At 59.7% G+C, this 23,896-nt stretch carries 20 protein-coding genes; 10 read left to right on the forward strand and 10 right to left on the reverse strand.

Translation table 11 applies throughout. The features are described 5' to 3' along the window. The first annotated feature begins 4 nt into the window (after positions 1 to 4). Positions 5 to 529 carry an adenine phosphoribosyltransferase gene (locus GOB90_RS02265; protein WP_146892110.1) on the forward strand — a complete coding sequence of 175 codons (525 nt, stop codon included), beginning with the start codon at positions 5 to 7 and terminating at the stop codon, positions 527 to 529. Between the two features lie 167 nt (positions 530 to 696). Then, complete coding sequence (locus GOB90_RS02270) at positions 697 to 2,934, forward strand: FUSC family protein (protein WP_146892107.1); 2,238 nt, start codon at positions 697 to 699, stop codon at positions 2,932 to 2,934. Between the two features lie 55 nt (positions 2,935 to 2,989). On the opposite strand, the gene leuB is transcribed toward GOB90_RS02270, so the two are convergent. From leuB to GOB90_RS02290, 4 genes are all read right to left on the reverse strand, one after another. Next, positions 2,990 to 4,099 (reverse strand): 3-isopropylmalate dehydrogenase, encoded by a 1,110-nt coding sequence (gene leuB / locus GOB90_RS02275; RefSeq protein WP_146892104.1) that lies wholly within the window; start codon positions 4,097 to 4,099, stop codon positions 2,990 to 2,992. Between the two features lie 118 nt (positions 4,100 to 4,217). Beyond that, positions 4,218 to 5,393: a mechanosensitive ion channel family protein gene (locus GOB90_RS02280; protein WP_146892100.1), complete on the reverse strand. Its 1,176-nt coding sequence runs from the start codon at positions 5,391 to 5,393 to the stop codon at positions 4,218 to 4,220. Between the two features lie 235 nt (positions 5,394 to 5,628). After that, complete coding sequence (gene typA / locus GOB90_RS02285) at positions 5,629 to 7,452, reverse strand: translational GTPase TypA (RefSeq protein WP_146892097.1); 1,824 nt, start codon at positions 7,450 to 7,452, stop codon at positions 5,629 to 5,631. A gap of 166 nt (positions 7,453 to 7,618) precedes the next feature. Then, entirely contained in the window at positions 7,619 to 8,548 is a 930-nt protein-coding gene (locus GOB90_RS02290) for an SMP-30/gluconolactonase/LRE family protein (RefSeq protein ID WP_146892094.1), read from the reverse strand. A gap of 186 nt (positions 8,549 to 8,734) precedes the next feature. Here GOB90_RS02290 and GOB90_RS02295 point away from each other — a divergent pair, with 186 nt between their 5' ends. The 4 genes from GOB90_RS02295 (at position 8,735) to GOB90_RS02310 (ending at position 12,659) form a co-directional block, all read left to right on the forward strand. Next, positions 8,735 to 8,974 (forward strand): FeoA family protein, encoded by a 240-nt coding sequence (locus GOB90_RS02295; protein WP_146892091.1) that lies wholly within the window; start codon positions 8,735 to 8,737, stop codon positions 8,972 to 8,974. A 2-nt stretch (positions 8,975 to 8,976) separates the two neighbouring features. Continuing rightward, the gene (feoB, locus tag GOB90_RS02300) at positions 8,977 to 10,836 is read left to right on the forward strand and encodes a ferrous iron transport protein B (RefSeq protein ID WP_146892088.1); all 1,860 of its coding nucleotides are present in this window, start codon (positions 8,977 to 8,979) and stop codon (positions 10,834 to 10,836) included. Then, positions 10,833 to 11,066, forward strand: coding sequence for a DUF6587 family protein (locus GOB90_RS02305; protein ID WP_261766021.1), 234 nt, complete (start codon positions 10,833 to 10,835; stop codon positions 11,064 to 11,066). The genes feoB and GOB90_RS02305 overlap by 4 nt, the downstream gene beginning before the upstream one ends. Positions 11,067 to 11,687: 621 nt before the next feature. After that, entirely contained in the window at positions 11,688 to 12,659 is a 972-nt protein-coding gene (locus GOB90_RS02310) for an alpha/beta hydrolase (protein WP_146892082.1), read from the forward strand. A 30-nt stretch (positions 12,660 to 12,689) separates the two neighbouring features. On the opposite strand, the gene GOB90_RS02315 is transcribed toward GOB90_RS02310, so the two are convergent. The 5 genes from GOB90_RS02315 to GOB90_RS19900 all read right to left on the reverse strand — a co-directional run bounded on the left by GOB90_RS02315 (position 12,690) and on the right by GOB90_RS19900 (position 16,015). Further along, on the reverse strand, positions 12,690 to 13,358 hold the full coding sequence (locus GOB90_RS02315; RefSeq protein WP_146893156.1) for a PadR family transcriptional regulator: 669 nt from the start codon (positions 13,356 to 13,358) through the stop codon (positions 12,690 to 12,692). A 338-nt stretch (positions 13,359 to 13,696) separates the two neighbouring features. After that, positions 13,697 to 14,230 (reverse strand): 6-pyruvoyl trahydropterin synthase family protein, encoded by a 534-nt coding sequence (locus tag GOB90_RS02320; RefSeq protein WP_146889309.1) that lies wholly within the window; start codon positions 14,228 to 14,230, stop codon positions 13,697 to 13,699. After that, a complete protein-coding gene (queC, locus tag GOB90_RS02325) occupies positions 14,223 to 14,966 on the reverse strand; it encodes a 7-cyano-7-deazaguanine synthase QueC (protein WP_146889306.1) in 744 nt (247 codons plus the stop codon). The genes GOB90_RS02320 and queC overlap by 8 nt, the downstream gene beginning before the upstream one ends. Positions 14,967 to 14,968: 2 nt before the next feature. Next, the gene (gene queE, locus GOB90_RS02330; RefSeq protein WP_146889302.1) at positions 14,969 to 15,604 is read right to left on the reverse strand and encodes a 7-carboxy-7-deazaguanine synthase; all 636 of its coding nucleotides are present in this window, start codon (positions 15,602 to 15,604) and stop codon (positions 14,969 to 14,971) included. An 87-nt stretch (positions 15,605 to 15,691) separates the two neighbouring features. Further along, entirely contained in the window at positions 15,692 to 16,015 is a 324-nt protein-coding gene (locus tag GOB90_RS19900) for a YnfA family protein (protein ID WP_261765976.1), read from the reverse strand. Positions 16,016 to 16,465: 450 nt separating this feature from the next. Here GOB90_RS19900 and GOB90_RS02340 point away from each other — a divergent pair, with 450 nt between their 5' ends. Then, the gene (locus GOB90_RS02340; RefSeq protein ID WP_146889296.1) at positions 16,466 to 16,885 is read left to right on the forward strand and encodes a hypothetical protein; all 420 of its coding nucleotides are present in this window, start codon (positions 16,466 to 16,468) and stop codon (positions 16,883 to 16,885) included. A gap of 494 nt (positions 16,886 to 17,379) precedes the next feature. On the opposite strand, the gene GOB90_RS02345 is transcribed toward GOB90_RS02340, so the two are convergent. Beyond that, the gene (locus GOB90_RS02345; RefSeq protein WP_146889293.1) at positions 17,380 to 17,733 is read right to left on the reverse strand and encodes a carboxymuconolactone decarboxylase family protein; all 354 of its coding nucleotides are present in this window, start codon (positions 17,731 to 17,733) and stop codon (positions 17,380 to 17,382) included. Positions 17,734 to 17,957: 224 nt separating this feature from the next. Here GOB90_RS02345 and zapE point away from each other — a divergent pair, with 224 nt between their 5' ends. From zapE to odhB, 3 genes are all read left to right on the forward strand, one after another. Then, positions 17,958 to 19,208 carry a cell division protein ZapE gene (gene zapE / locus GOB90_RS02350; RefSeq protein ID WP_146889290.1) on the forward strand — a complete coding sequence of 417 codons (1,251 nt, stop codon included), beginning with the start codon at positions 17,958 to 17,960 and terminating at the stop codon, positions 19,206 to 19,208. 308 nt (positions 19,209 to 19,516) lie between these two features. Continuing rightward, a complete protein-coding gene (locus GOB90_RS02355) occupies positions 19,517 to 22,369 on the forward strand; it encodes a 2-oxoglutarate dehydrogenase E1 component (RefSeq protein WP_146889287.1) in 2,853 nt (950 codons plus the stop codon). 222 nt (positions 22,370 to 22,591) lie between these two features. Then, positions 22,592 to 23,830: a 2-oxoglutarate dehydrogenase complex dihydrolipoyllysine-residue succinyltransferase gene (gene odhB, locus GOB90_RS02360; RefSeq protein ID WP_146889284.1), complete on the forward strand. Its 1,239-nt coding sequence runs from the start codon at positions 22,592 to 22,594 to the stop codon at positions 23,828 to 23,830. Positions 23,831 to 23,896: the final 66 nt, after the last annotated feature.

Genomic DNA, 23,896 nt, shown 5'->3' on the forward strand with positions numbered 1-23,896 from the left:
CATCATGCAGGACATTGACCTCAAACAGTATATTCGTGGCATCCCGGATTTTCCGAAACCCGGCATCCTCTTCTACGATATCTCGACTTTGCTGCGGAATGCTGACGCCTGGCAGCTGGCCACGGCCCGCATGGCGCATGCTGTGGCGCCCTGGCAGCCGGATCAGCTCGCGGCAATCGAATCGCGTGGCTTTCTGACAGCGGCACCGCTCTCCACACGTCTGGGCTGCGGCCTTATTATGCTCCGCAAACCCGGCAAGCTGCCCGGCGAGACGATCTCTCTTACCTATGACCTCGAATATGGCAGTGACAGCCTGCACATCCAGGCCGATGCGATCCGGCCCGGCCAGAAAGTCGTCGTGACAGACGATCTGCTCGCCACCGGCGGAACCCTCGCGGCCTCAGTCGCGCTGCTGCGCAAGGCCGGCGCGAATGTGGTCGGCGCATCTGTTCTTATCGAACTCACCGCACTTCGTGGCCGTGACAAACTGGATATTCCGGTTCATACGCTGCTTTCCTACGACGAATGAGGGTCATGCCGGCTTCCCGATGACGGTTCTCAGTTCGTCGGGGACTGTCTGCTCTCCTGCTTTTTCAGGAAATTGAGTTATTCGTTCTGCCGATACATGATCGGACCGGGCATAGTGTAAGCGAACACCATGATATTCGCTTCCGGTAACTACGCGGGGCATAGGGTATGAGTGATGGGGCGATCCCCAAAAAAAAGCCACTCATGGCCCTTCTGACCGGCTTTCTGGCACGCACAGGCCTTTCGGCACCGATTTTGCCGAGGCTGTTTGCGCATATCCGCTGGCTGATTGCTCCGAATCTCTACAGTTTCGGCTATGCGCTTCGTACCACCATCGCGTCTCTGATCGCGCTCGGCATCGCTCTGTGGTGGGAGCTTGGCAGCCCGCAATGGGCAGCTCTTACCGTCTGGATGATCGCTCAGGGGTCGCGCGGCAAGTCGCTCGCCAAAGCCCGCTGGCATATGTTCGGAATGGTCGTTGGTACGATAGCGGCCATCAGCATCGTCGCCATTTCACCTCAGCAGCCATTGCTGTTTATCCTGCTGCTTTCAGCGTGCATCGGCTCTTTCTGCTTTATCGGCACGCTTTTGCCCGGTCCCGCGACGATGACGAACTATCGTATCCACGGGATGCGGGCGAGCGGCTTTACCGTCGCCATCATCGCACTCGATGGCTCCGCGGATCCAGGTCATATCTTCATCATTGCGATGTCCCGCGCCACCTACATTACGCTTGGCGTCGTTATCGAGACCGTCCTGTCCTCCCTGTTCCAGTTTCGCCTGAATGAGCGCGCCCGGGACCGGCTGGCCAGTAATTTTATCGGCGCGGTAGGGAAAGCCTCGGATGCGCTGGCAACGATGCTCGGAGGCAACCAGAACGCATTGCGGGACTCACCTGAAATGCTCGCCTCTCTGGCCTCTCTGGGAGACCAGATTGAATTTGCGGAAATCGAGATGGGCCGGCATGGCCATGAAGGAGATCATGCCCGTGCTGCCCTGTCGGATATCGCGGCTCTGTTTTCTCGGGCACTTGATCTTTCGGCTTTAATGGATGACGCGGCGACCTATGGCTCCACATGGCAGAAACTGGCGAATCAAAGTCGCGATTTCCTGCTTGCGTTACCGGATCGCCTGAAAGATCCGCCTGAATTTTCCGGTCTGATGGCCGAACTGGCTTCTCTGCGGGCCGACTGCCGTCTTGATGCCGCGACGTGCCTCGACATCGAAATGAATATGGTCACTCACCCACCCGTGAAAATCACGACTGAAACAGCCGTGACGCGGGAGGGGCAGGCATTGCATGTGCTCGGAGATCTGCTTGACCAGCTTCAGGCGGCTCTGGCCCAGTTTGAAGCCAGTCGCAATCCGCCCCCGCATGACCGGTTCCATTTTGCCATGCGCACATGGCGCGACTGGCGTATCGCTTTTGCGAACAGTCTGCGCGCCAGCGTTTCAATCTTTCTGGCGGGTGTCTTCTGGTTTGCGACAGCTTGGCCGGACGGCATTGTGTTCGTGATGTTCGTCTGTATCGTCTGCGCCCTGTTTTCCACGCTGGAAACACCGGCCATGGCCAGCCGCGCCTTTCTGCATGGTGCTCTTTGCGTTTCAGGCGTCGCAATGCTCATCACGTTCTGGGCTGTGCCCGCAGTAACGGTTTACGAAATGCTGGCACTCGTTTTCGTGCCATTCATGATGATCGGCGGTCTCGCTTTCTCGAATCCCAGAATGATCCTGGGTGCGGTCGCTTACAATCTCTTCCTGACCATTCTCGTCGGGCCACTGAATCAGGGAAGAACGGATGAAATCCTGTTCTTCAACACGGCAATGCCACTCTGTCTCGCAATGGCTTTCTGCACATGGATGTACCGGGTCTTTCTTCCGCTCGATCCCGATGGCGTCCGCTGGGATATGCGGCTGCAAATCCTGAAAGGGCTCCGCAATCTTGCGCACAGGTCGCGCCCGATGCTTCCCCGGGACGTCATTGGCATCAGTGTCGAACGCATGGTGCGTTTGCTGAACACCGTCGCCGGACGCAGAGGCCCGGTCATCGACGCCTATCTTAGTGGCATTCTTTCAGCAATGACCGTCGGGTTGGCCATTCTTAGTCTGCGCAGCATTCTGATGCGAGCGGAGCTGCCTCCCGCCGCGACAAGGGATGTGCAGGAAGTGTTGGGCCGTATGGCCCAGTTTACCGGTCGTTATGGTGGTCATTACGGACGGACGGAAAGAGCTACCCGGCTTGCTGTCATTTCTCTGGAACGACAGGAGCAGGTTGAGATGAACTTGTCGCAACGGGTTGAAATCCTGCGCGCTCTGGCAAGCCTGCGCGTGATTCTGGCCGAACTGACCAGTAATAAAGTCTTTTTTGACGCATCCAGCCCGTATCTGGATCCGGTTTTTCCGTAATTGTGCGGATAAAAGCGGGAAGACACTGCCATGCGTGTCTCCCGCTTTTATCTGGTCAGACCTGCAGCTTATCCAGTTCGCGAACGATCGCCTCACCCATCACGTCCGTGCCCACACGCGCCATGCCTTCGCTCATAATATCAGCGGTCCGCAGGCCAGTCGCCAGCACTGCGGACACCGCGCTCTCGATCATGTCGGCTTCTGTCTGCATACCGAACGAGTAGCGCAGAAGCATTCCGAACGAGAGAATCTGGGCGATCGGATTGGCAATGCCCCGACCGGCAATATCCGGCGCGCTGCCATGAATTGGTTCATACAGGGCCGGACGGCGACCATCGGAATGAACCGCGCCAAGCGTTGCTGATGGCAACATTCCGAGACTGCCGGTCAGCATGGAAGCCAGATCCGACAGGATGTCCCCAAACAGATTGCCGGTCACAATGACATCGAACTGGCGCGGATTACGAACAAGCTGCATCGCGCAATTATCGGCCAGCATGTGTGACAACGTGACATCGGCGTATTCGCGGGCGTGAAGGTCGGTTACGACCTCTTTCCACAGCAGCCCGCTCTCCATCACGTTGCATTTTTCAACTGAACAGACCGAATTTTGCCGCTTCCTGGCCAGGTCAAAGGCGACACGGGCCACGCGCTCAATCTCGCGTGTGGTATAGACCTCAGTATTGATTCCGCGGCGTTCGCCGTCCCGTAATGTTTCGATGCCGCGTGGCTCACCAAAATAAATGCCGCCCACGGTTTCGCGGACGATCATGATATCCAGTCCCCTGACTATCTCAGGTTTAAGCGTGCTGGCGTCCGCCAGTGCATCAAACACTTTTGCGGGACGCAGATTGGCAAACAGACCCAGTTCCTGACGGAGCTTCAGGATTGCAACCTCAGGCCGCTTATCGAAGCCGACATGTGCCCATTTCGGATCCCCGACGGACCCGAACAGCACGGCATCGGCCTCACGCGCCTTCTGGATGACCTCTTCACGGATTGGCACGCCATATTCTGCTAGAGAGGCTCCTCCGACCAGATCTTCAGAAATGTCGAATGTGATGTCTCTGCGTCTGCTGAGCCATGCGGCGACACGTGCGACTTCACGCATGACCTCGGGGCCGATGCCGTCGCCAGGGAGGACCAGCAGTTTCTTGATGCTCATGAAAGTCTCCGGCAGATGTCACGTCCCGTTTCAGGGACGACGCCAGCCGGAACGCTTTGCACGCGCTCCGGCATTGTACATTAATCAAAAACAGCGCTGCACATGCAGATCAGCGTGCTTACCAGCGCGGCGGGCGGCTTTCAATCCGGGGCAGTGCTGGCGACGAGTAATCGTAGTCCCATGGCGGTTCACCCCCTTCAGATGCATGAGCAGAGAATCTTGTCTGCGGAAAAGCTTCCGGACAGTTCTGTCGAATCCAGGAAACAATTCCCTCTCGTATGGCGCAACGCAGATCCCAGCTGCGAACCGCCGTCCGGGCGCCGGCGGTAATCCGGATCATGATTGTCCGGTCGCTTGCATCGGCAACCTGAACACTGAAATCCTTGCCGTTCCATTCAGGGCAGGCTTCGACAATCTCAGCGAGCCGCACGCGAATCATGTCCATAGGCGCCATAAAATCGAGATACAGATAGACGGCACCGATCAGTTCAGCTGAGTTATAGGTCCAGTTTTCGAATGGGTTATCGAGAAAATAGGATACCGGCACAATTCTGCGTCGTTTATCCCAGCATCGCAGCACGACATAGGTCGAATTGATCTCCTCGACCCAGGTCCAGTCCCCGTTAAACGCGATCATATCTCCCATACGAATGGGCTGTGTGACCGCAATCTGCGCTCCTGCGATCAGATTGGTGAGAACAGACCGGGCGGCAAAACCAACAATAATCGATGCAGCGCCTGCGGATGCAAGCAGACTGAGGCCATATTGCCGCACAGGATCGAACGTCATCAGAGCCGCGCCGATTGTCAGCACGCCAATGATGATTTCCGCCATACGTTGCAGCAACCGGACCTGCGTAAGGTGCTTACGTCCGAGAATATCCTCTTCCCGGTCATCGGCTGAGGCATCCAGATGCGAAATATAGCTCGTGGCGCCGATGCGCGCGCTTTTCATCAGGCCAAGCCCGAACGCCAGCACAAGGATCACCGCGAACAGGTGCGCCAGACTGCCAGCCAGCGACACAGGCAGATCAAGCGCCGGGATGGCGAAAATCATCAGGGTTGAGGTGATGGCAATCTGGGCGGGATGCCTCAGGGCTACAGCTGCGGTTCGGATCAATGATCCTGATCTGCGGCCGGGAATGCGTGTTAAAACACGATTGATGATGAAACCGCTGATGGTGGAGGCAAGCGTCCCGATGACAAAGAGAATAAGCAGCGAACCGAGAGTGGGCGGCATCCAGCCAAACCATGGCCTGATATCCGACAGCGAAGAAAAAAAAGTACCTCTCAAACCGCGTCATTCTCCTGTGCATAATAGGGGAAAGACAGAGCCATAAATAAAGCTCCGCACTAAACGAATGTAAACCATAGCTTACACCCGCATAAGAATCTAAATATTACAGAGTAAGGCTGCGTTATCAGAGCGACATTCTGTTATAGATTCAGAATGTCCGGAGATAGCATGAGTTTCTGAGAACGCTGATCGGGACGTACTTTAAACGCACGTCCCGCAAAAGATTTTTAACTTAGTCTTTCTTTGACGAGCGCTCATTTTTCTTGCGCTCATGCGGATCAAGATAGCGCTTGCGCAAACGCACCGCAGATGGCGTGACCTCGACCAGTTCGTCATCCTCAATATAGGCGATCGCCTGCTCAAGGCTCATTTTACGTGGCGGTGTCAGAAGCAGCGCCTCATCTTTACCGGCAGCGCGGATGTTGGTGAGCTTTTTTTCGCGAACACAGTTCACTTCGAGATCGTTCTCGCGGGAATGCTCGCCGATGATCATGCCAATATAGACTTTTTCACCAGCCCCAAGGAACAGCGTGCCGCGATCCTGCAGGGAAAAGAGGGAGTACTGTGTCGTGACACCATCTTCCGACGAAATCAGCGAGCCGTTCCGACGGCCTTCGATCGGCCCGGCATAGGGCTGATAGCCGGCAAACAGCCGGTTCATGATGCCTGTGCCGCGTGTATCGGTCAGGAACTCGCCATGGTAACCGATCAGACCGCGCGAAGGGATAAGGAAGGTCAGACGGACCTTATCCCCGCCCGACGGGCGCATATCCTGCATCTGTCCCTTACGCAGGGACATCTTCTCGACCACGACGCCCGAATACGGCTCGTCAACGTCGATCAGAACTTCTTCGTAAGGTTCTTCGCGCTCGCCGGTCTCTTCGTTATCGCGATACAGCACCCGGGGGCGACCGATCGTCAGCTCGAAGCCTTCGCGACGCATCGTTTCGATCAGAACGCCAAGCTGGAGTTCGCCACGGCCTGCGACTTCGAAAGCCTCGCTTTCCGGGCTTTCGCTCACGCGAATGGCCACGTTACCCTCTGTCTCCTTGAACAGACGGTCACGGATCTGACGGGATGTGACTTTCTTGCCCTCACGTCCGCCGAGCGGACCATCATTCAGGCGGAACGTCATCGACAGGGTCGGCGGATCAACCGGAATGGCGGGCAGTGGACCAGCTACTTCCGGGGATGCGATCGTGTCGGGAATCGTGGTGTCGGAAAGACCTGCTACAGCGACGATGTCACCGGCTTCGACCTCATCGACCGGTACGCGCTCAAGACCACGGAATGACAGCAGCTTGGTCAGACGACCGGACTCGACAATCGTTCCGTCCTGACGGATTGCGCGCACAGGCATGTTGATCTTCGCGCGACCCTGCTCGACGCGGCCTGTCAGCACGCGACCGAGGAAGTTGTCGTATTCGAGGATCGTCGCGACCATCGCGAACGGCTTGTCCTTATCCAGCGCCGGCGGCGGCACGTGGCGCAGGATAAGGTCGAACATCGGGGCCAGATCCTTACGGGGACCGTCCAGTTCCGTATCGGCCCATCCCTGACGGCCGGAAGCGAAGAGCATCGGGAAATCCAGCTGCTCATCGTTTGCGCCGAGGGAGGCGAACAGATCGAAGATCTCGGTGTGAACCTCATCCGGGCGAGCATCGCCGCGATCGACCTTGTTCACCACGACAATCGGTTTCAGACCACGGGCAAGAGCTTTGCCGACCACGAATTTCGTCTGCGGCAGGGCGCCTTCCGCTGCATCGACCAGCACGATCGCGCCGTCCACCATGCTCAGAATGCGTTCAACTTCTCCGCCGAAATCAGCGTGGCCCGGGGTATCGATGATGTTGATCCGCGTATCTTTCCAGACCACGGAGGTGCATTTGGCGAGGATGGTGATGCCACGTTCTTTTTCAAGATCGTTGCTGTCCATCGCGCGCTCAGAGACCTGCTGGTGCTCGTGAAAGGAGCCGGACTGTTTGAGAAGCTCATCAACGAGCGTGGTCTTGCCATGATCGACGTGAGCGATAATGGCTATATTGCGGATTTCCATCGTAAAGCGGGCCTGATCTTTCCTGCGTACGAACCCGCCACAGACTCTGACAGTCTGCGGCGGGTCCTCATTGCTCGCAGTGCATAGAGAGGACGACGGCAGAATGCACGCGAAACTTCATCGCGCATACGTGACCGCTCCCTGCGGAAGGACGATTTCTGCGGGGCTACCCGACGGCAGGAAAGGCCAGTGCTTCCTGAATCCGCCCCGGTATCTCCGTTCGCAGACAGAAAAGGCCGCCCGTCTGCGGTTTTTCCGCCAGTTCAGATCCGGACAGGCCTTTGCGCGCGGTGGTCACGAAGACGGTCTTTCCATCGGAGCCGCCAAACGCGACTTTTGTTACATTTTTCGCAGGGACAGCGATCGGGTCCAGCCGGCTTCCGTCCGGTCGGAATCGCTCGATACGACCGCCACCCCAGATGCCTGACCAGAGGGTTCCGGTGCTGTCCATCGCAAGACCATCGGGGGCGCCGTCTTCGATCCTGGCGAAAACACGACGTGACCCGAGCGTGCCATCAGTCGCGATGTCGAACACGTAAATTGTGCCAAGCGCCGAGTCACACTGATAGAGCGTGCGGCTGTCCGGGGAGACGGCCGGGCCGTTGCTCACGGTGTATCCGCCGTGATGCCTGATCAGCTTATGCCCGTCCCCGATGCTGTACAGCGATCCTGTCGGGTTTTCCTCGGCGTCGTCCATTGTGCCGAACCAGAGGCGCCCTGTGGGATCGACGTGACCGTCATTGATCCTGTTTCCCGGAAGATCCGGCTCTACGGCGATGACTTCCGTGAATGTGCCGGAGACCGGGTCGAAATGGCTGAGGCCGTCTTCCAGCCCGCACAGCAGGCCGCCATTCCGCAGGGGAACCAGGAAGCACGGCCGTAAGGGTGCGTTCCATGAATGCGTCGCGGCGCTGACCGGATCATACCGGTGGAGCCTCCGTCCGAGGATATCGACAAACCAGAGCGCCTTCTCCGCTTCGCTCCAGACGGGGCCTTCGCCCAGCTCCGCCTTCAGATCCCACACACAGACCGGGACATTCAGCGCGTTATCCTCCGGAGCAAACGGAACAGCCGCCACTTCTGGGTTTGCGGTCATATTTTTCGTTCCTCTTTATCCGTCAGACACAATGAGCCGGAACGCGTCCGGGCTGCGCTGAGTTGCGCTCCTGTTATGCCGGTCCTGCCAGATTCGTCCCGATTTGCACAGCGCACCGGCATGGACACCGCGCAAATAAGGAAATACGTATCATTCGCAACTGAATACAGGTGGATACGTGCAGCCATGCGTCTGAATGAGCTGTCGCCCGGATCTGAGGCTGTCATTGACCATATCGAGGATCGCGAGTCCGGCGATCCTGTGGCCGTGCGGCTGCGTGAGCTGGGCTTTGTCCCGGGTGAGCCGGTAAAAATCATTGCCCAGGGGCCGTTCGGGGCCGATCCGATCGCGGTGAAGATCGGTTTTACGCGCTTTGCGCTTCGCCGGGTGGAAGCGGCACGCATCGTGCTGCGGGCAGTTGCCTGACCATGGACGCTATGGTGGAAACCCTCCCGCTGCGTGCGGCCCTGGTTGGTAACCCCAACTGCGGCAAGACGGCATTGTTCAATCAGCTGACCGGCAGCCGGCAGAAGGTTGCGAATTATGCGGGGGTGACGGTTGAGCGCAAGGAAGGTCGCCTGACCACGCCTGCAGGGCGGGGCGTGCGGTTGCTCGATCTGCCGGGGGCTTACAGTCTGACGGCGACCAGCCCGGATGAAGCCGTCACGCGCGATGTATGTGCCGGGCGCTATCGTGGCGAGCCGGCGCCGGAGCTTCTGATCTGCGTGTTGTCCGCGACCAATCTGCGCCTGCATCTGCGCTTTGCGCTTGAGGTGCGGCAGCTTGGACGGCCGATGGTGGTGGTGCTCAATATGCTCGACGCCGCCCGCCGGCAGGGCATGGTCATTGATGTGCCGCGTTTGCAGCACGAGCTGGGCGTGCCGGTTGTCACGGCCGTTGCGATCAGAAAGAACGGGGCGACGGATCTGCTGGATCTGCTGGACCACCCGCCGCTGACCGGCCCGGCTCCGTCCGCGAAGGACGAGGACCTTCATGCCACGGTTCGCAGGCTGCTTACGGAGTGCGTGTCCCGCCCGTCCGCGGGCACGGAGGCTCTGGAGGACAGGCTGGATCGCTGGGTGCTGAGCCCGGTCACGGGTCTGCTCATTCTGTTCGCGCTGATGTTCGTGATGTTCCAGGCGGTTTTCTCCTGGGCTCAGCCGCTGATGGACAGCATCGATGCCGGGGTGAGCGCTTTCGGGGAGCTGGTGCGTCATGTTCTGCCGGATGGCGTGTTGCAGAGTCTGATTGTGGACGGGGTTATCGCCGGTGCCGGGACGGTCATTGTCTTTCTTCCGCAGATCCTGATTCTGTTTCTGTGGATTCTGGTTCTGGAAGAGTCGGGCTATCTGCCCCGCGCGGCGTTCCTGCTGGACCGGATTATGGCCTCCGCCGGGTTGTCGGGACGGTCTTTTATTCCGCTGCTCTCCAGCTTTGCCTGCGCCGTGCCGGGCATTATGGCGACGCGCACGATCCAGAACCCGCGTGACCGGCTGATCACCATTCTTCTGGCGCCGCTGATGACATGCTCGGCGCGGCTGCCTGTCTATACGCTGCTGATCGCCGCTTTTGTGCCGGACCGCTATGTGGGCGGCGTATTCAATCTGCACGGGCTGGTTCTGTTCACGCTGTATATGGCCGCCATTGGCAGCGCGCTGATCGTTGCCTGGGTTCTGAAGCGGGGTGGCAAGGCGACCGAGCATCCCCTGCTGCTTGAACTGCCAGCTTACCGGCTGCCCAATCTGCGCGATCTCGGCCTTGGGCTCTGGCAGCGGGCGGTTATTTTTCTGTCCCGTGTCGGCACGATCATCGTTACGCTGAGCGTGCTGCTCTGGGCGTTATCCAGCTTTCCCGCGCCGCCGGCGGGGGCGACGGGGCCTGCCATCGATTACAGTCTGGCGGGGCGGATCGGACACTGGATGCTGCCGCTTTTCGCGCCGATCGGTTTCAACTGGCAGATCTGTGTGGCGCTTATTCCCGGTCTTGCCGCGCGTGAGGTCGCGGTCAGCGCGCTGGGGACGGTTTATGCCGTTGGTGGCGGTGAAACCGATGCGGCCGCGCAGCTTACCCCGCTGCTTTCGGCTCAGTGGAGTCTGGCGACGGCCCTGTCTTTGCTGGCATGGTATGTTTTCGCACCGCAGTGCTTTTCCACGCTTGCCGTGATTCGTCGTGAGACGGGGGGCTGGAAAATGGTGGTGGTGACCGCCACGTATCTGTTCGGGCTTGCTTATGCCGCGTCTTTCGTCACCTGGCGGGTGGCGCTGGCATTTGGGGGAGGCGCATCGTGATCGAAGTGCTTATTGTCGGCGTGCTTGTCGTGGCCTGTGGTCTGTACTGGCTCGGCCGTCTGGCGCCCTCCGTGACGCGTGGATTATGGCGCGGCACGGGGCGCGTTCTGGACGTGGTGCATGCGCCGGTACCGGTGCGTCAGGCGGTCGCCGGACGTGCCGGTTCGACTTCGGCGGGCGGGTGTGGCGGCTGCAAGGGCTGCGGCAAGGATGGCGGCGGCTGCCACTGATCCCCGGTCCGATAAGGCCGGGCGGACGCCGGATGATGAAACGGGGGCTGCCCGCATCCGGATGGACTCCTTCTCGTTTTTCCGTGACGGTCCACGGGTGGTGAGTTTCGTTGAAGGCGCAGGAGACGTGTCTCCGCTTTCCGGCGCCAGCGATTTTTCTTTCCCGGAGCCATCCCGGGGTATTGGATTGTTTTCGGGACGAGACGGTTGCCGGAGCTGATTCCATGAAGTTACGGACTTTTTTCGTTTCTGGTCCGGTATGGAAAAGCGATTAAGGGTGGCGTTTCGCGGTGGGGACCAGGCTGGCGGATCGTCGCTCCGGTTCTGATGGCAGAGGCGTGTTTGTATTTTTGCAGCTCGGGTCAGGCTTTCACGTGCTGGTGGATTGAACCGGGCATGTACTGGAGCGGTCGCGGGCTCCGCTTTTTAAGTAATATGTTGTCTGTATTTGTCTGCATTATGAAAAACTGCGGCGCCGGCTGTCCTTGCGATGAACACGAAACAGGTGCCCAGGGCGTGTAAAACGCTTCTGAAAACACTTTCTGTTCAATCAGTTGGACGTGATGAGGCGGAGCGGACGGCGCCATCTATCGTGAGGACAAACAACGCGGAGAAATCCCTATGTCCCACAATCCTGTTGCTCCGGAGTTTCGGGAGACTCTGAAAGTTCTGCCGTCCTTCGATGGTCTTTCGGATCAGACACTCGCCGCAACGCGCAAGGCGTTTATCGCGGCCATCCGCAGTGTTCCTGTCGTGGAACATCCGGACGTGACCGTCGAAGAGCGTTCCGTGCCGGGTCCGGCGGGAGCTCCGGATGTTCCGGTCGTGATCTATCGCCCCCGAAGAGGCCACCGGAATGCGCCGGCGCTGGTTTATATTCATAGCGGCGGCATTGTCAGCGGCACGCCGGAAGTGGATGACGCCCGTTGCCGGGAGCTTGTCAGCGAGCTGGGGCTGGTCATCTTTTCCGTTGATTATCGCCTGGCGCCTGAAGCGCCATATCCGGCGGCTATAGAAGATTGCTACGCCGTTCTGAAATGGGCGCATGAGCAATCCGCTTATCTGGAGATTGACCGGGCTCGTCTTGCCATTGGCGGGGATAGTGCCGGAGGGGGGCTGACCGCCTGTCTGGCTCTGCTGGCGCGTGACCGGGCGGAAGTAAAAGTTCTTTTCCAGCTCCTGATTTATCCGATGCTGGATGACCGGACCGGGACGACGGTGATGCCTTCCCCGGAGCTGGGCCGGTATATCTGGACGCGCTCCGCCAATCATTACGCGTGGAATGCCTATCTGGGCAAAGCGCCGGGGAGCGAGGGGATTTCCGAATATGCCTCGGCGTTTCGCGCGACGGATCTGAAGGGGTTGCCGCCGGCTTATATCGGCGTCGGGTCTCTGGACCTGTTTCTGGATGAGGATCTTGAGTATGCGCGTCGGCTGATGGCCGCGGGTGTGCCCACGGAAGTCTGTGTTATTCCGGGGGCTTATCATGTATTCGATGTATTCATCCCCGATGCACCATTGAGCAGGCAGTTCAGGGAGTCTTATTTCGCGGCTCTGAAACGGGAAATTGACCGGCACGGCAAAGAGAAATAACTTTTCCCCGCATCTGTCCGGGTATGGGTTTCAGCTTCGTTCGACGGCCTGTGCGGCAGCATCGAGCGCCGCGGCGATTTTCTCTGCCGTGTCCTGCTCCATTTCGCCCTGCCTCATGCGCAGCCGCATGGCCAGCTTGAGGTTTTCCATTGCCCTGACAACCGGTGCCGGTGCCTTATCGCGTCCGCCCCGTTTGTCCCGGGGAATGGAGCGGGAGAGAACCTCATCGGCCGCTTTGCGGTTTTCGGTGAGGAAGGCCTGTCCCTCCGGCGTGATGTGGTAGCTCTTGCGGCCGCCTTCTTCGACCATGCCGGCATAGCCTGAGTCATCAAGCCAGGAGAGGGTGGGGTAAATAACGCCGGGACTTGGCGTGTAGCTGCCACCGAATTTTTCCTCGATGACGCGGATGAGTTCGTAGCCGTGGCGGGGCTGTTCCGCGATCATGGCGAGAACGAGCAGGCGGAGTTCGCCGTAATCGAACAGCCGGTGTCCGCCGCGCCCGCCGCCGCCATGACGTCCCCGGCCTTCGCCGCGCGGGCCGCCTTTGCCGCCGCGTCTGCCCTCGCCGCGCCTGTCTTCATCGCGCCTGTCTTCGGGCGGCCCTTCGCTGCGATCATGAGGGCGACCGCCTGCGTCGCCGGTTTCGGGGGAGAATGTGTGACGGTGCCGACCGTCTGCGTGTCTGGATCTGTTTCTCATGAACACCGATATAGGTCTCGATATATCTCACGTCAAGATATATCTGAATATATGTCGGGATTTATGGTATCTGCGTGGCTGTCAGGGGTTCGTTCCGGAGGATTGTTTAGACAATTCATGGGGTTACGGGGTGGGGGTGTGCAGGGCGCTGCCCTGAAACCCGCAAAGGGACATGGTCCCTCTGATCCCGGTTTGTCTGCAAAAGGGGCTGGCGGAATGCGGGCCTGGCCCGAATCCGGCAGGGACAACAGGCCTCTGCACCCTGATTTATTGATAAATTCAGATGGTTTCCAAAGGTCTCTGACCTTTGGCGGGGTCAGGGCAGCGCCCTGAGACGGTCAGAGTGTCTGATCTGCAATCGTCATGTCAGCCCGACGCCACCAGCATTGTTCCGGCGGTCTTGGCGCGGGCAGGAAATCGAGCGGGTTGCCAGTGAATTCGACGGTGTTGGTGGGGGTTTCCTGCAGGGTGATGGTTTTGCAGCGCAGGACGTCGCCATCGGCGAGGAGCATGGCGTCGAGTTTTGCCTTCATCAGGCCGGCCATCAGTTCCGTTGTGGGATCGCCGGGGGTGACGATGATTCTTGCGGCGCGGGCGGGTTCCTGTGTGCGGAACCAGGCGAGGAGCGGATCGTCTTCCGCGAGTTGCAGGGCATGGTCGAGGCGTTCATCGACGAAGCGGTGCCAGCCGCTTTTGGCGCGCTGGAACGAGACCGGCATGTTGCCGTGGCCGTCGAGGCGGCTGGCGGATGCCGGTTCGAGGCGGATGGTGACGAACTCGTTGTGACCATGGGGCAGGGCGCAGCTTTCGCTGGCGCCGTGGATCAGGCGGTGGCCCATGGAGAAGCGGCGGGTGAAGATCAGATCAGCCATGGGGGTGGCCTGTCAGGGTGGCTTCGTACTGTTCCCATCCGCTGCGTCGGAGGTTGCAGGCCGGGCAGGTGCCGCAGCCATGGCCCCAGGGGTGCATGGTGCCGCGGGTGCCGAGGTAGCAGCTGTGGCTTTCGTGATTGATGAGTGTGACCAGCTTTTCGCCGCCCAGGCTTTCGGCGAGGGCCCAGGTCTGTGCCTTGTCGATCCACATCAGGGGGGTGTGCAGGACGAAGCGGGTGTCCATGCCGAGGTTGAGGGCGACCTGCATGGCTTTGATCGTGTCGTCGCGGCAGTCGGGGTAGCCTGAGTAATCGGTTTCGCAGACGCCGGTGACGATGTGGCGGAGGCCGCGCCGGTAGGCGAGGGCGGCGGCGAACGTCAGGAAGATGAGGTTGCGGCCGGGCACGAAGGTGCTGGGCAGGCCGCTTTCGCTCATGGTGATTTCGGTTTCGCGGGTGAGGGCGGTTTCTGACACTTTGCCGAGTGCATCGAGGGCGATGGTGTGATCCGGTCCGAGGGCTGTTTTCCACGTCGGGTCGATCTGTTCCATGCCGGTGCGGAGCGTGTCGCGGCAGGTGAGTTCGACGGCGTGGCGCTGGCCGTAATCGAAGCCGAGGGTTTCCACGCGGTCGAAGCGGTCCAGGGCCCAGGCGAGGCAGGTGGCGGAATCCTGGCCGCCGGAGAAGACGACGAGGGCGCTGTTCAGGCTGGCGGGGGTATTGGCTGAGGCGGTCATGATCAGGGGATTCCGATCAGTTTGTGGGTTTGCAGTGAGAGGCGCCAGCGGGGGTGTTCGAGGCAGTACTGCGTTGCGGCGTCCGTATTCGTTTTCTGGTCGGGGCCATCCATTGGCTGGAGCCAGAACTGTTCGAAGTCGAGTGCCAGGAAATCCTGCGGGTCGAAGGTGGTCTGAGGATAGACGAGTTTCAGTTCCTGTCCGCTTTTTTGCAGGAGTGTGCTGCCGGCTTTCGGGCTGATGCAGAGCCAGTCGATTCCGGACGGGGCGGCGATGGTGCCGTTGCTTTCGACGGCGATGGTGAAGTCCTGCTCATGTACGGCGTCGATCAGCGGTGTGTCGAGCTGGAGCAGGGGTTCTCCGCCGGTGAAGACGACGAAGCGGCGGTCTCTGCCTGGTGCGGGCCATGTGGCGGCGATGGCTTCGGCCAGGGCTTTGGCGTTGTCGAACCGGCCGCCGCCGGGACCGTCGGTGCCGATGAAGTCGGTATCGCAGAACTGGCAGGTGGCTTTTTCCCGGTCGGCTTCGCGGCCGGTCCAGAGATTGCATCCGGCAAAGCGGCAGAACACGGCGGCGCGGCCGGTTTGTCCGCCTTCGCCCTGCAGGGTGTGGAAGAGTTCCTTCACGGAGTACGTCATGGGCGGTGATGTCGGACAGAGCGGCGGGGAAGGCAAGGGGTTTTCCCGTTGCCGGGTGTTCGTGAGGCTGGTTTTTGTGTGGCGGGTTCAGTTCCGGTACGGGGCCGGCAGGATGATGGCGGCGCCGGCGAGGCTGAGGAGGACGCCGGCGATATCGGCGCGGTCCGGGTGGACGCCATCGACGGCCCGGAGCCAGATGAGGGCTACGGTGATGTAGATTCCGCCGTAAGCGGCATAGGCGCGTCCGGCGGCGTTTGTGTCGATGAGAGTGAGGAGCCGGGCGAACAGCACGAGGGAGGCGCATCCGGGGACGAGCCAGAGAGGGGTGCGGCCTTCGCGCAGGTAGATCCGGAAGGAGTAGCATCCGCCGATTTCGGCGAGTGCGGCGGCGGTGTAGATGAGAATGGTCACGGGGGCTCGCGGAACGGGGGCGTGTTGTGTGATGGAGCCACAGGGCGGGCGGGTGTCATCCGTGGTTGTTGTCCGGCCCCGCCCCGATCTGTCGATAAACAGACCGGTTTCCGGAGGCCTCTGGCCTTTGGCGGGTTCCGGGACAAAGTCCGGAGAAAACGGGAACAGAGCCGTCTGTGTCTGAGAAGCGGGAAGTGCCGGGGTGTTTTGTGCTCCGGTAATAATATGCCGCATTTTATGGTGGTCGTTTTCTGTTTAACGGTATATTTATTATAATTTATGCTATATTTATGTAGTTCTCTGAATATATCAAAATACAAAAACAGGAAAATGAAAATCAGTCTTTTTGTTTTTTAACGGTTTATTGTCTTTGATTATTTCCGGGGTGTCGTTACATCGATTTCATCAGATGACGTGAACTCTGGCATTCAGGAAACGGAGCAAAATACGATGTCCACCATGCGCGAACTCTCGGTTGCTGAACTTGATGAAGTCTCCGGTGGCTGCCGCAGTTTTGGCGGCGGCGGAGCAGGTCATTCATCATGTAATCCGCAACCGTCCTGCGGGTCTTCCACATCGCTTTCCGGTCTGATCGGAGCGTATGCGGGGTATCTGGCGGGCATGTATAATGTTGCTGCTGATTACATCAACGGCGCCAGCTGCTCCACGACTGCGAGTGCGTGGCAGAACGTGGCGACGGACATGCAGATCGGTTATGCCGACACGAAGGGCATGTCGGTTTCCGGTGCTGAGAGCTTCCTGCAGCAGACGGTGGCCGCGATTCAGGGGGCTCAGAGCTATAGCGGTTGTGGTTCTCTCTCGCTTACCACGATTGCTTTCCCGACGAACGGCACGGGCGCTCTGGGCTGATCCACGGCTCTGTCAGAGACGGTATCCCGGCGGCGTTTCTTTGCCGGGATATTTTTTATCGATTATGAAAAGTATCAGAAATAGTTTTCTGTTATCAGAGATTATCTGACTCAGTTTATTTGATTTTACGAAATTCAGCCGGGATTTCCGCTGACTTTTATCTTTCATCCTGAAGTTGGGATGTGGAATCATTTTCTTTAAGGTGATTTCGGGCTTTATCAGAACCATATGGTTTCAGTAAAAATGCTCTGGCCGCAGGAGCGATTCCGGAATCTGCGGAGACTCCGGTACTTCTGTGCATGTCGGGGGTGTTTCAGCTTTTCGGGAGCCGGACGCGCGGCTTGCGCCGGTTGTCGTGTCATTGCCCTGGGTGGCTGGTCGTTATGGTCGGGGGGTCGTTGAGGGCTGCTTTGTTGCCGGTGGCGGCGATGTGTCTGGTCCGAAGCTGTTACCCCGCCCGCTGATGCTGATCGACGGGCGGGGCATTGCGGGTTTCAGATGTTTTTCTTTACTTCGTCGAAGGCATCGAGGATGCGGGTCGAGTAAACGAGTGCCGCGCCTGCGTTCAGGGCGATGGCGACGCTCAGGGCCTCTCCGATTTCATCGCGTGTTGCGCCGGCTTTCGCGGCTTCGGCGGCGTGGATGGTAATGCAGCCGTCGCAGCGTGTTGTGGCGGCGACGGCGAGGGCGATCAGTTCCCGGGTTTTTGCATCCAGGTGGCCGGTTTTTTCGCCAGCACCGTTCAGGGCAAGCACGGCGGAGACGGTGTCCGGAGACAGGCTGGCGTAATTGCCGATGGCTGTGCCGAGGTGCTCGCGGCGGGCGTTCCAGTCTGTCCAGTCGGTCATGATGCTATGCCTTTTGTGGTTCTGAGGTGGTTTGTGTCCGGAAACGACAGGGCTGCTCTGACGTCCGTTATCGGGACGTCAGAGCACTTTTTTAAGGCGTAACGCGGAGCCGGGGCGTCCGGACAGGGTGGTTTCGTTCACCTGAGCGTGATCGGGGTTTCACGAGGTGGTGTGAAGGGCGGCTGAATCTTGCTGATAGCTCTCTCTCTCGCTATCGGCTGAGTATGAACGTTCTCAATGACAGATCCGCCGATCGTGTGTCCGACCTGGTTTCCGCCGTCGCGGCCGTGCCGCAGGATGTGGGGCCGCTTGCGCTTTATCATGCGCGCGTGGCGGACGGCCTGCTCAGGTCTGATCCGGATCAGGAGCGGGTTGCGGCGCGGCTGGACCGTCTCTGGACGGAGCTGAAAACCTATCATCCGCCGCCGGTCCCACCGGAGCCGGAAAAGGAGAAGAAGGGGTTTCTGGCATCAGTGATGCGGCGTTTGCCGGCTGTGCTGCACCGGGAGAAGGAGGGTCCGCCACCGCCCCGGGGTGTTTATATCGTCGGGCGTGTCGGGCGCGGCAAGACGATGCTGATGGATCTGTTTTTCTCCTGCGCGCCGCTGAAGAAGAAGCAGCGGATTCATTTTCTGTCGTTCATGCAGGAAGTGCATCAGCGGCTGCGGCGGCTGAAACTTGAGAATCCGGGCATGTCCGATCCGATTCCGCCGCTTGCGCGGACGATCGCGGCGGATGCGACGTTGCTGTGCTTCGATGAGTTTCAGATCAATGACATTGCCGATGCGATGATTCTTGGTCGTCTGTTCGACGCGCTGTTTCAGGAACACGTCATTATTGTTGCGACGTCGAACACCGTGCCGGGCGATCTGTTTCAGAATCGTCCGGGGGCGGATGCGTTCAGGCCTTTCATTGCCGTCATTCATCGTAATCTCGATACGGAGACGCTGGATTCGGAGACGGATTACCGGCGGGGACGCGAGCAGGATGATACGACCTGGATCGTCCCGGCGGATGAGACGGCGCGGCACCGGCTGGACAAGGTGGTTGCGCGATATGGCGATGGTCATGAACCCGAGGAAGTGACGCTTGAGTTCAGCGGGCGGACTCTGCCGGTCGATCATGCACAGGGGCCGGTTGCGCGGTTCGACTTCACTTCTCTGTGTAGCCGGCCGCTGGGGCCGGGCGATTATCTGGCGGTTGCGAAGCGTTTTCCGGTGATTGTCGTTGACGATATTCCGGCGCTTGGCCCTGACGACGCGAATGTCGCGCGCCGGTTCATCACGCTGATCGATGCGCTCTATGACAACGGAAATCTGCTGTTTGTCTCGGCTGACGCCACGCCGGACCAGCTTTTTCCGGAGGGCGAGGGGGCGGATGCTTTCGCGCGCACGGCGTCCCGGCTGGCAGAGATGAGCAGCGAGAGCTGGCTGGCCCGCGCTCATGCTCCGGGGGGCTGCCTCTCCAGACCGTGACAGCCGGCGGTCTTGTCCGGCCTGGTTACGGGGTCTAGCAGATTTGCCAGCGGGTCCGGGCTTTTCCGGGCCAGAGTCGGGTGACCGGCAGTCGGGGTGACTGGCCGGGCAGGCAACGGAGGCACGTCGGGTATGTGTTCACGTTCAGGGCGATTGTCTCTTTCGCGGGCGTTCTTTCGCCGCCGGATCACCGGATTTTCAGTTTTGCGGACAACAGTCATGCGGGAACGGCCTGTGGACCGGCTTCTGGCGGTGGTGCCTGATGCCTCTCCCGCGGACTTGCGACAAGACAAGGGAGTGTTCTGATAATGGCGGGCACCGATCTCCTTACGGCGGCGCTGAGTGGCAGCAATATTGCTTACGTCGCGGATCTTTATGCACGATGGGCGAAAGATCCGAAGAGCGTCGATCCGTCCTTTGCGAGCCTGTTTGGCTCGCTGGACGATGAGGCGGCCTCGATCCTGCAGGATGCGTCGGGCGCGTCCTGGGCGCCGCGCAGGTCGATCATCACGGGTGATGAGCCGGCTCCTGCCGTTGCGGGCAAAGGCTCCGGTCTGGCGGCTTCCGACAGTCTGGCTGTTGCTCAGCTGATTCGCGGTTTCCGCGAGTTCGGGCATCTTGAGGCGAAGACGGACCCTCTGGGGCTGAAGGTGCCGAAGCCGGCGCCTGAGCTTGATCCGGCGACGTACGGGTTCGGCGCCGGTGATCTGGATCGTCCTGTTTATATCGGGAAGGTGCTGTCTCCGCTTCTGTCGGGCCGTGACACGGCGACGGTGAAGGAGATCGTGGCGGCGCTGCGCGGGATTTATTGCGGTGTGATCGGGGCGGAATACATTTATGTCCGTTCGGAGGAGCAGCGCGAGTGGTTCCGGTCCCGCATTGAGGGCGACAACTGGCAGCAGAGTGTCACGATCGAGGAGCAGAAATCGATCCTGAAGAACCTGACGGAAGCGGAAGGGTTCGAGACGTTCTGCCAGAAGCGCTATGTTGGCGCGAAGCGGTTCGGGCTTGAGGGGGGCGAGGTGTCCATCCCCGCGCTTCATGCGGTGATCGATCAGGTTGCTCAGCAGGGTGTGAAATCGGTTGCCATCGGCATGGCGCATCGCGGGCGCCTCAACACGCTGGTCAACGTGGTTCGCAAGCCTTACGTCGCGATGTTCAGTGAATTTGCCGGTGTCTCGTTCAAGCCCGATAATGTCGCCGGGTCGGGCGATGTGAAATATCATCTGGGTTCCTCGACGGATGTCGAGATTGGCGGTCATCCCGTTCATATCTCGTTGCAGCCGAATCCGTCTCATCTGGAAGCGGTCGATCCTGTTATCTGCGGTAAGGTTCGCGCGGCGCAGGACGATGACGGTGACACGGAGACACGTCTCTCCCACATGGCGATTCAGATCCATGGCGATGCGGCTTTTGCCGGTCAGGGTGTGGTGTATGAGACGCTGTCGATGTCGCAGCTCACCGGTTACCGGACGGGTGGTTCGATCCACATTATCGTCAATAACCAGATCGGGTTCACGACCAATCCGGTTGACGGACATTCCGGCATTTACGGGTCCGACATGGCGAAGGCCATCGAGGCGCCGGTGCTGCATGTCAATGGCGACGATGCCGAGGCCGTGGTTTATGTATCCCGTCTGGCGGCGGATTACCGGCAGAAATTCGCCAGTGATGTTGTGCTCGATATCGTCTGCTACCGTCGTTATGGCCATAATGAGCTTGATGAGCCGGTGTTCACGCAGCCGGTCATGTATAAGGCCATTGCCGGTCACATGACGCCGCATGCCGTGTATGCCGATCGTCTGGTGAAAGCCGGTGTGCTGTCCGAGGACAGTGTGAAATCGCAGTGGGATGCTTTCGAGGCGAAGCTCGACGAGGATTTCAAGGCGGCTCAGTCTTACAAGGTGAATAAGGCTGACTGGCTTGAGGGGGCGTGGTCCGGGATGGAAGCGCCGAAATCGGGTGACCAGCCGCAGCCGAAGACGGGTATTTCAGCGGATGTTCTGAAAAAAATCGGTGCGGCGATCACGACCGTTCCGGAAGGCTTCGATCTTAACGCCAAGATTGTCCGTCAGCTGAAAGCCAAGACGAAGGCGATTGAGACGGGCGAAGGAATTGACTGGGCGACCGGTGAGGCGCTGGGGTTCGGGTCGCTTTTGCTTGAGAAGCATCGCATCCGGTTTTCGGGCGAGGATGTGGAGCGTGGCACGTTCAGTCAGCGTCATGCGGTTGTTTTCGATCAGACGAGGCAGGTGCCTTATACGCTGCTCAACCATATCGAGCCCGGCCAGACGAAGGCGGAGTTCTGGAATTCGCATCTGTCCGAGTTTGGTGTGCTGGGTTTCGAGTATGGCTACACGATGCACAACCCGAACACGCTTGTGGTGTGGGAAGCGCAGTTCGGTGATTTTGCCAACGGCGCCCAGGTGATCATCGACCAGTTTGTCGCTTCCGGTGAGACGAAGTGGCTGCGGATGTCCGGTCTGGTGATGCTGCTGCCGCATGGTTACGAGGGACAGGGTCCGGAGCATTCCTCGGCCCGTCTGGAGCGGTATCTGCAACTCTGCGCTGAAGATAACATGTTTGTCTGCAACATCACGACCCCGGCGAATTACTTCCATGCGCTGCGTCGTCAGTTGAAGCTGTCTTACCGCAAGCCGCTGATTCTGATGGAACCGAAGTCACTGCTGCGTCATAAGCTGGCGGTTTCCCCTCTGGCTGATTTTGAGGGCAACACGGCGTTCCGTCCGGTGATCGGGGAGATTGAACCGATTGATGCGGGAAAAGTGGATCGTGTCGTGATCTGTTCCGGCAAGGTTTATTATGATCTGCTTCAGGAGCGTCGTGAGCAGAAGCGCGACACGACGGCGATTATCCGTCTGGAGCAGTTCTATCCGTTCCCCGAGGCGGAACTTGCGGCTGAGCTGAAGAAATATCCGGCTGCGAAAGACATCGTCTGGTGTCAGGAAGAAACGCGGAACGGCGGTGGCTGGCACTTTGTTGACCGGCTGATCGAGGGGTCGCTTGAGAAGGCCGGCCATAAGGTCGGGCGTCCGGCTTATGTGGGGCGCGCGACTGCTGCGAGCCCGGCGACCGGTCTGGCGAAAACCCATGCGGCCGAGCAGGCCGCGCTTGTTAAGGAAGCGCTGGGCCTGAGCTGAAGGCTTCTGAAAACCGGGCGCCGCAGGGTGGCCCGGTTTTTCTTTGTGCGCGCTGTTTATGCCTGCCCTGTGCTCACCGGGATACGTCTCGCAGACGTGATGGCAGGTCGCTGGCGAGTGAATTCCGAACGCCGCAGATTGGCGGCATAACGCGATGACGACGCGTCGCAGGTCCGGGTGGCCTGTTAAGATGTGGATTCGAAAAGGGAAGTGGGAAGCGAGATGTCAGTCGAGATCAAGGTGCCGACGCTGGGCGAGAGTGTCACCACGGCGACCGTTGCAAAGTGGCTGAAAAAAGCAGGCGAGGCGGTTACGGCTGACGAGCCTGTTGCCGAGCTGGAAACCGACAAGGTGACGGTTGAGGTTCCGGCGCCGCAGGCCGGCGTTCTGGAAAACCTGGTTGCGAAAGAAGGCGACGAGGTTGAGGTTGGCGCTCTGCTGGCCACGCTGGACCCGAACGGCAAGGCGTCGGCGAAGCCTGCCGCTCCCGAGGCTGCGGCGCCGAAAGCCGCCGCGCCGAAGCCCGCTCCGGCGGCGGTTGCGAAATCGGCTCCGGCTCCGGTTAAATCCGCTCCGGTCGATGCCGTTGCCGCGCTGCCGGCGGCCCGCAAGATGATGGCGGAGAAGGGTGTTGCCGCCGATCAGGTCGGAACCGGCACGGGCAGGGACGGACGGATCACCAAGGGTGATGTTCTGGCCTTCCTGTCGCAGCCTCCCGCTGCGGTTCCGGCTGCGGCCAGCAGGCCGCCGCGTCAGGACGATCCGCGTGAAGAGCGCGTGAAGATGACGCGTCTGCGTCGCACGATCGCGCGTCGTCTGAAGGATGCGCAGAACACGGCGGCGATGCTGACCACGTTCAATGAAATCGACATGTCGGCTGCGAAGCAGATGCGCGTTGAGTTTCAGGATGCGTTCGTGAAAAAGAACGGTGTGAAGCTGGGCTTCATGTCGATCTTCTCGAAGGCGGTGATTGCGGCTCTGGCCGAGTTTCCGGCGATCAACGCGGAGATCGACGGGGATGACGTGATTTATCGTCACTTCGTCAATCTCGGGATCGCGGTTGGCGGGCCGAACGGTCTTGTGGTTCCGGTGATCCGGGATGCGGAAGAGCTGAGCCATGCCCAGATCGAGAAGAAGATCGCGGGCTTCGGCAAGGCGGCGCGCGAGGGCACGCTGAAGATCGACGATCTGGCCGGTGGCACGTTCTCGATCACCAATGGCGGGATTTACGGCTCGATGCTGTCCACGCCGATCCTGAACGCGCCGCAGTCCGGCATTCTGGGGATGCACAACATTGTCGATCGTCCGGTGGCGGTGAACGGCAAGGTTGAGATCCGGCCGATCATGTATGTGGCACTGTCTTACGATCACCGGATTGTGGACGGGAAGGAGGCGGTCAGCTTCCTGGTCAGCGTGAAGAAGTATGTGGAAGATCCGCGCAGTCTGCTGCTCGGACTCTGAGGGAGGGAGCCTGCCCCGGAGGCGTTCTCCGGGGTGGTTTTCTGATTTTTGCAGTGACCGGGTAAG

Source organism: Acetobacter oeni, from assembly GCF_011516825.1.
In the GTDB taxonomy this organism is placed as follows: Bacteria; Pseudomonadota; Alphaproteobacteria; order Acetobacterales; family Acetobacteraceae; genus Acetobacter; species Acetobacter oeni.

Coding starts and splice junctions, on each gene's coding strand:
- GOB90_RS02320 (WP_146889309.1), bottom strand. CDS start 14,230: ATGGCTGATCTGATCTTCACCCGCCGCTTCTCCATGGGCCACCGCCTG.
- zapE (WP_146889290.1), top strand. CDS start 17,958: ATGAACGTTCTCAATGACAGATCCGCCGATCGTGTGTCCGACCTGGTT.
- GOB90_RS02295 (WP_146892091.1), top strand. CDS start 8,735: ATGCGTCTGAATGAGCTGTCGCCCGGATCTGAGGCTGTCATTGACCAT.
- GOB90_RS02290 (WP_146892094.1), bottom strand. CDS start 8,548: ATGACCGCAAACCCAGAAGTGGCGGCTGTTCCGTTTGCTCCGGAGGAT.
- typA (WP_146892097.1), bottom strand. CDS start 7,452: ATGGAAATCCGCAATATAGCCATTATCGCTCACGTCGATCATGGCAAG.
- GOB90_RS02345 (WP_146889293.1), bottom strand. CDS start 17,733: ATGACCGACTGGACAGACTGGAACGCCCGCCGCGAGCACCTCGGCACA.
- odhB (WP_146889284.1), top strand. CDS start 22,592: ATGTCAGTCGAGATCAAGGTGCCGACGCTGGGCGAGAGTGTCACCACG.
- leuB (WP_146892104.1), bottom strand. CDS start 4,099: ATGAGCATCAAGAAACTGCTGGTCCTCCCTGGCGACGGCATCGGCCCC.
- GOB90_RS02265 (WP_146892110.1), top strand. CDS start 5: ATGCAGGACATTGACCTCAAACAGTATATTCGTGGCATCCCGGATTTT.
- GOB90_RS02310 (WP_146892082.1), top strand. CDS start 11,688: ATGTCCCACAATCCTGTTGCTCCGGAGTTTCGGGAGACTCTGAAAGTT.
- queC (WP_146889306.1), bottom strand. CDS start 14,966: ATGACCGCCTCAGCCAATACCCCCGCCAGCCTGAACAGCGCCCTCGTC.
- GOB90_RS02315 (WP_146893156.1), bottom strand. CDS start 13,358: ATGAGAAACAGATCCAGACACGCAGACGGTCGGCACCGTCACACATTC.
- feoB (WP_146892088.1), top strand. CDS start 8,977: ATGGACGCTATGGTGGAAACCCTCCCGCTGCGTGCGGCCCTGGTTGGT.
- queE (WP_146889302.1), bottom strand. CDS start 15,604: ATGACGTACTCCGTGAAGGAACTCTTCCACACCCTGCAGGGCGAAGGC.
- GOB90_RS02270 (WP_146892107.1), top strand. CDS start 697: ATGAGTGATGGGGCGATCCCCAAAAAAAAGCCACTCATGGCCCTTCTG.
- GOB90_RS02340 (WP_146889296.1), top strand. CDS start 16,466: ATGTCCACCATGCGCGAACTCTCGGTTGCTGAACTTGATGAAGTCTCC.
- GOB90_RS02355 (WP_146889287.1), top strand. CDS start 19,517: ATGGCGGGCACCGATCTCCTTACGGCGGCGCTGAGTGGCAGCAATATT.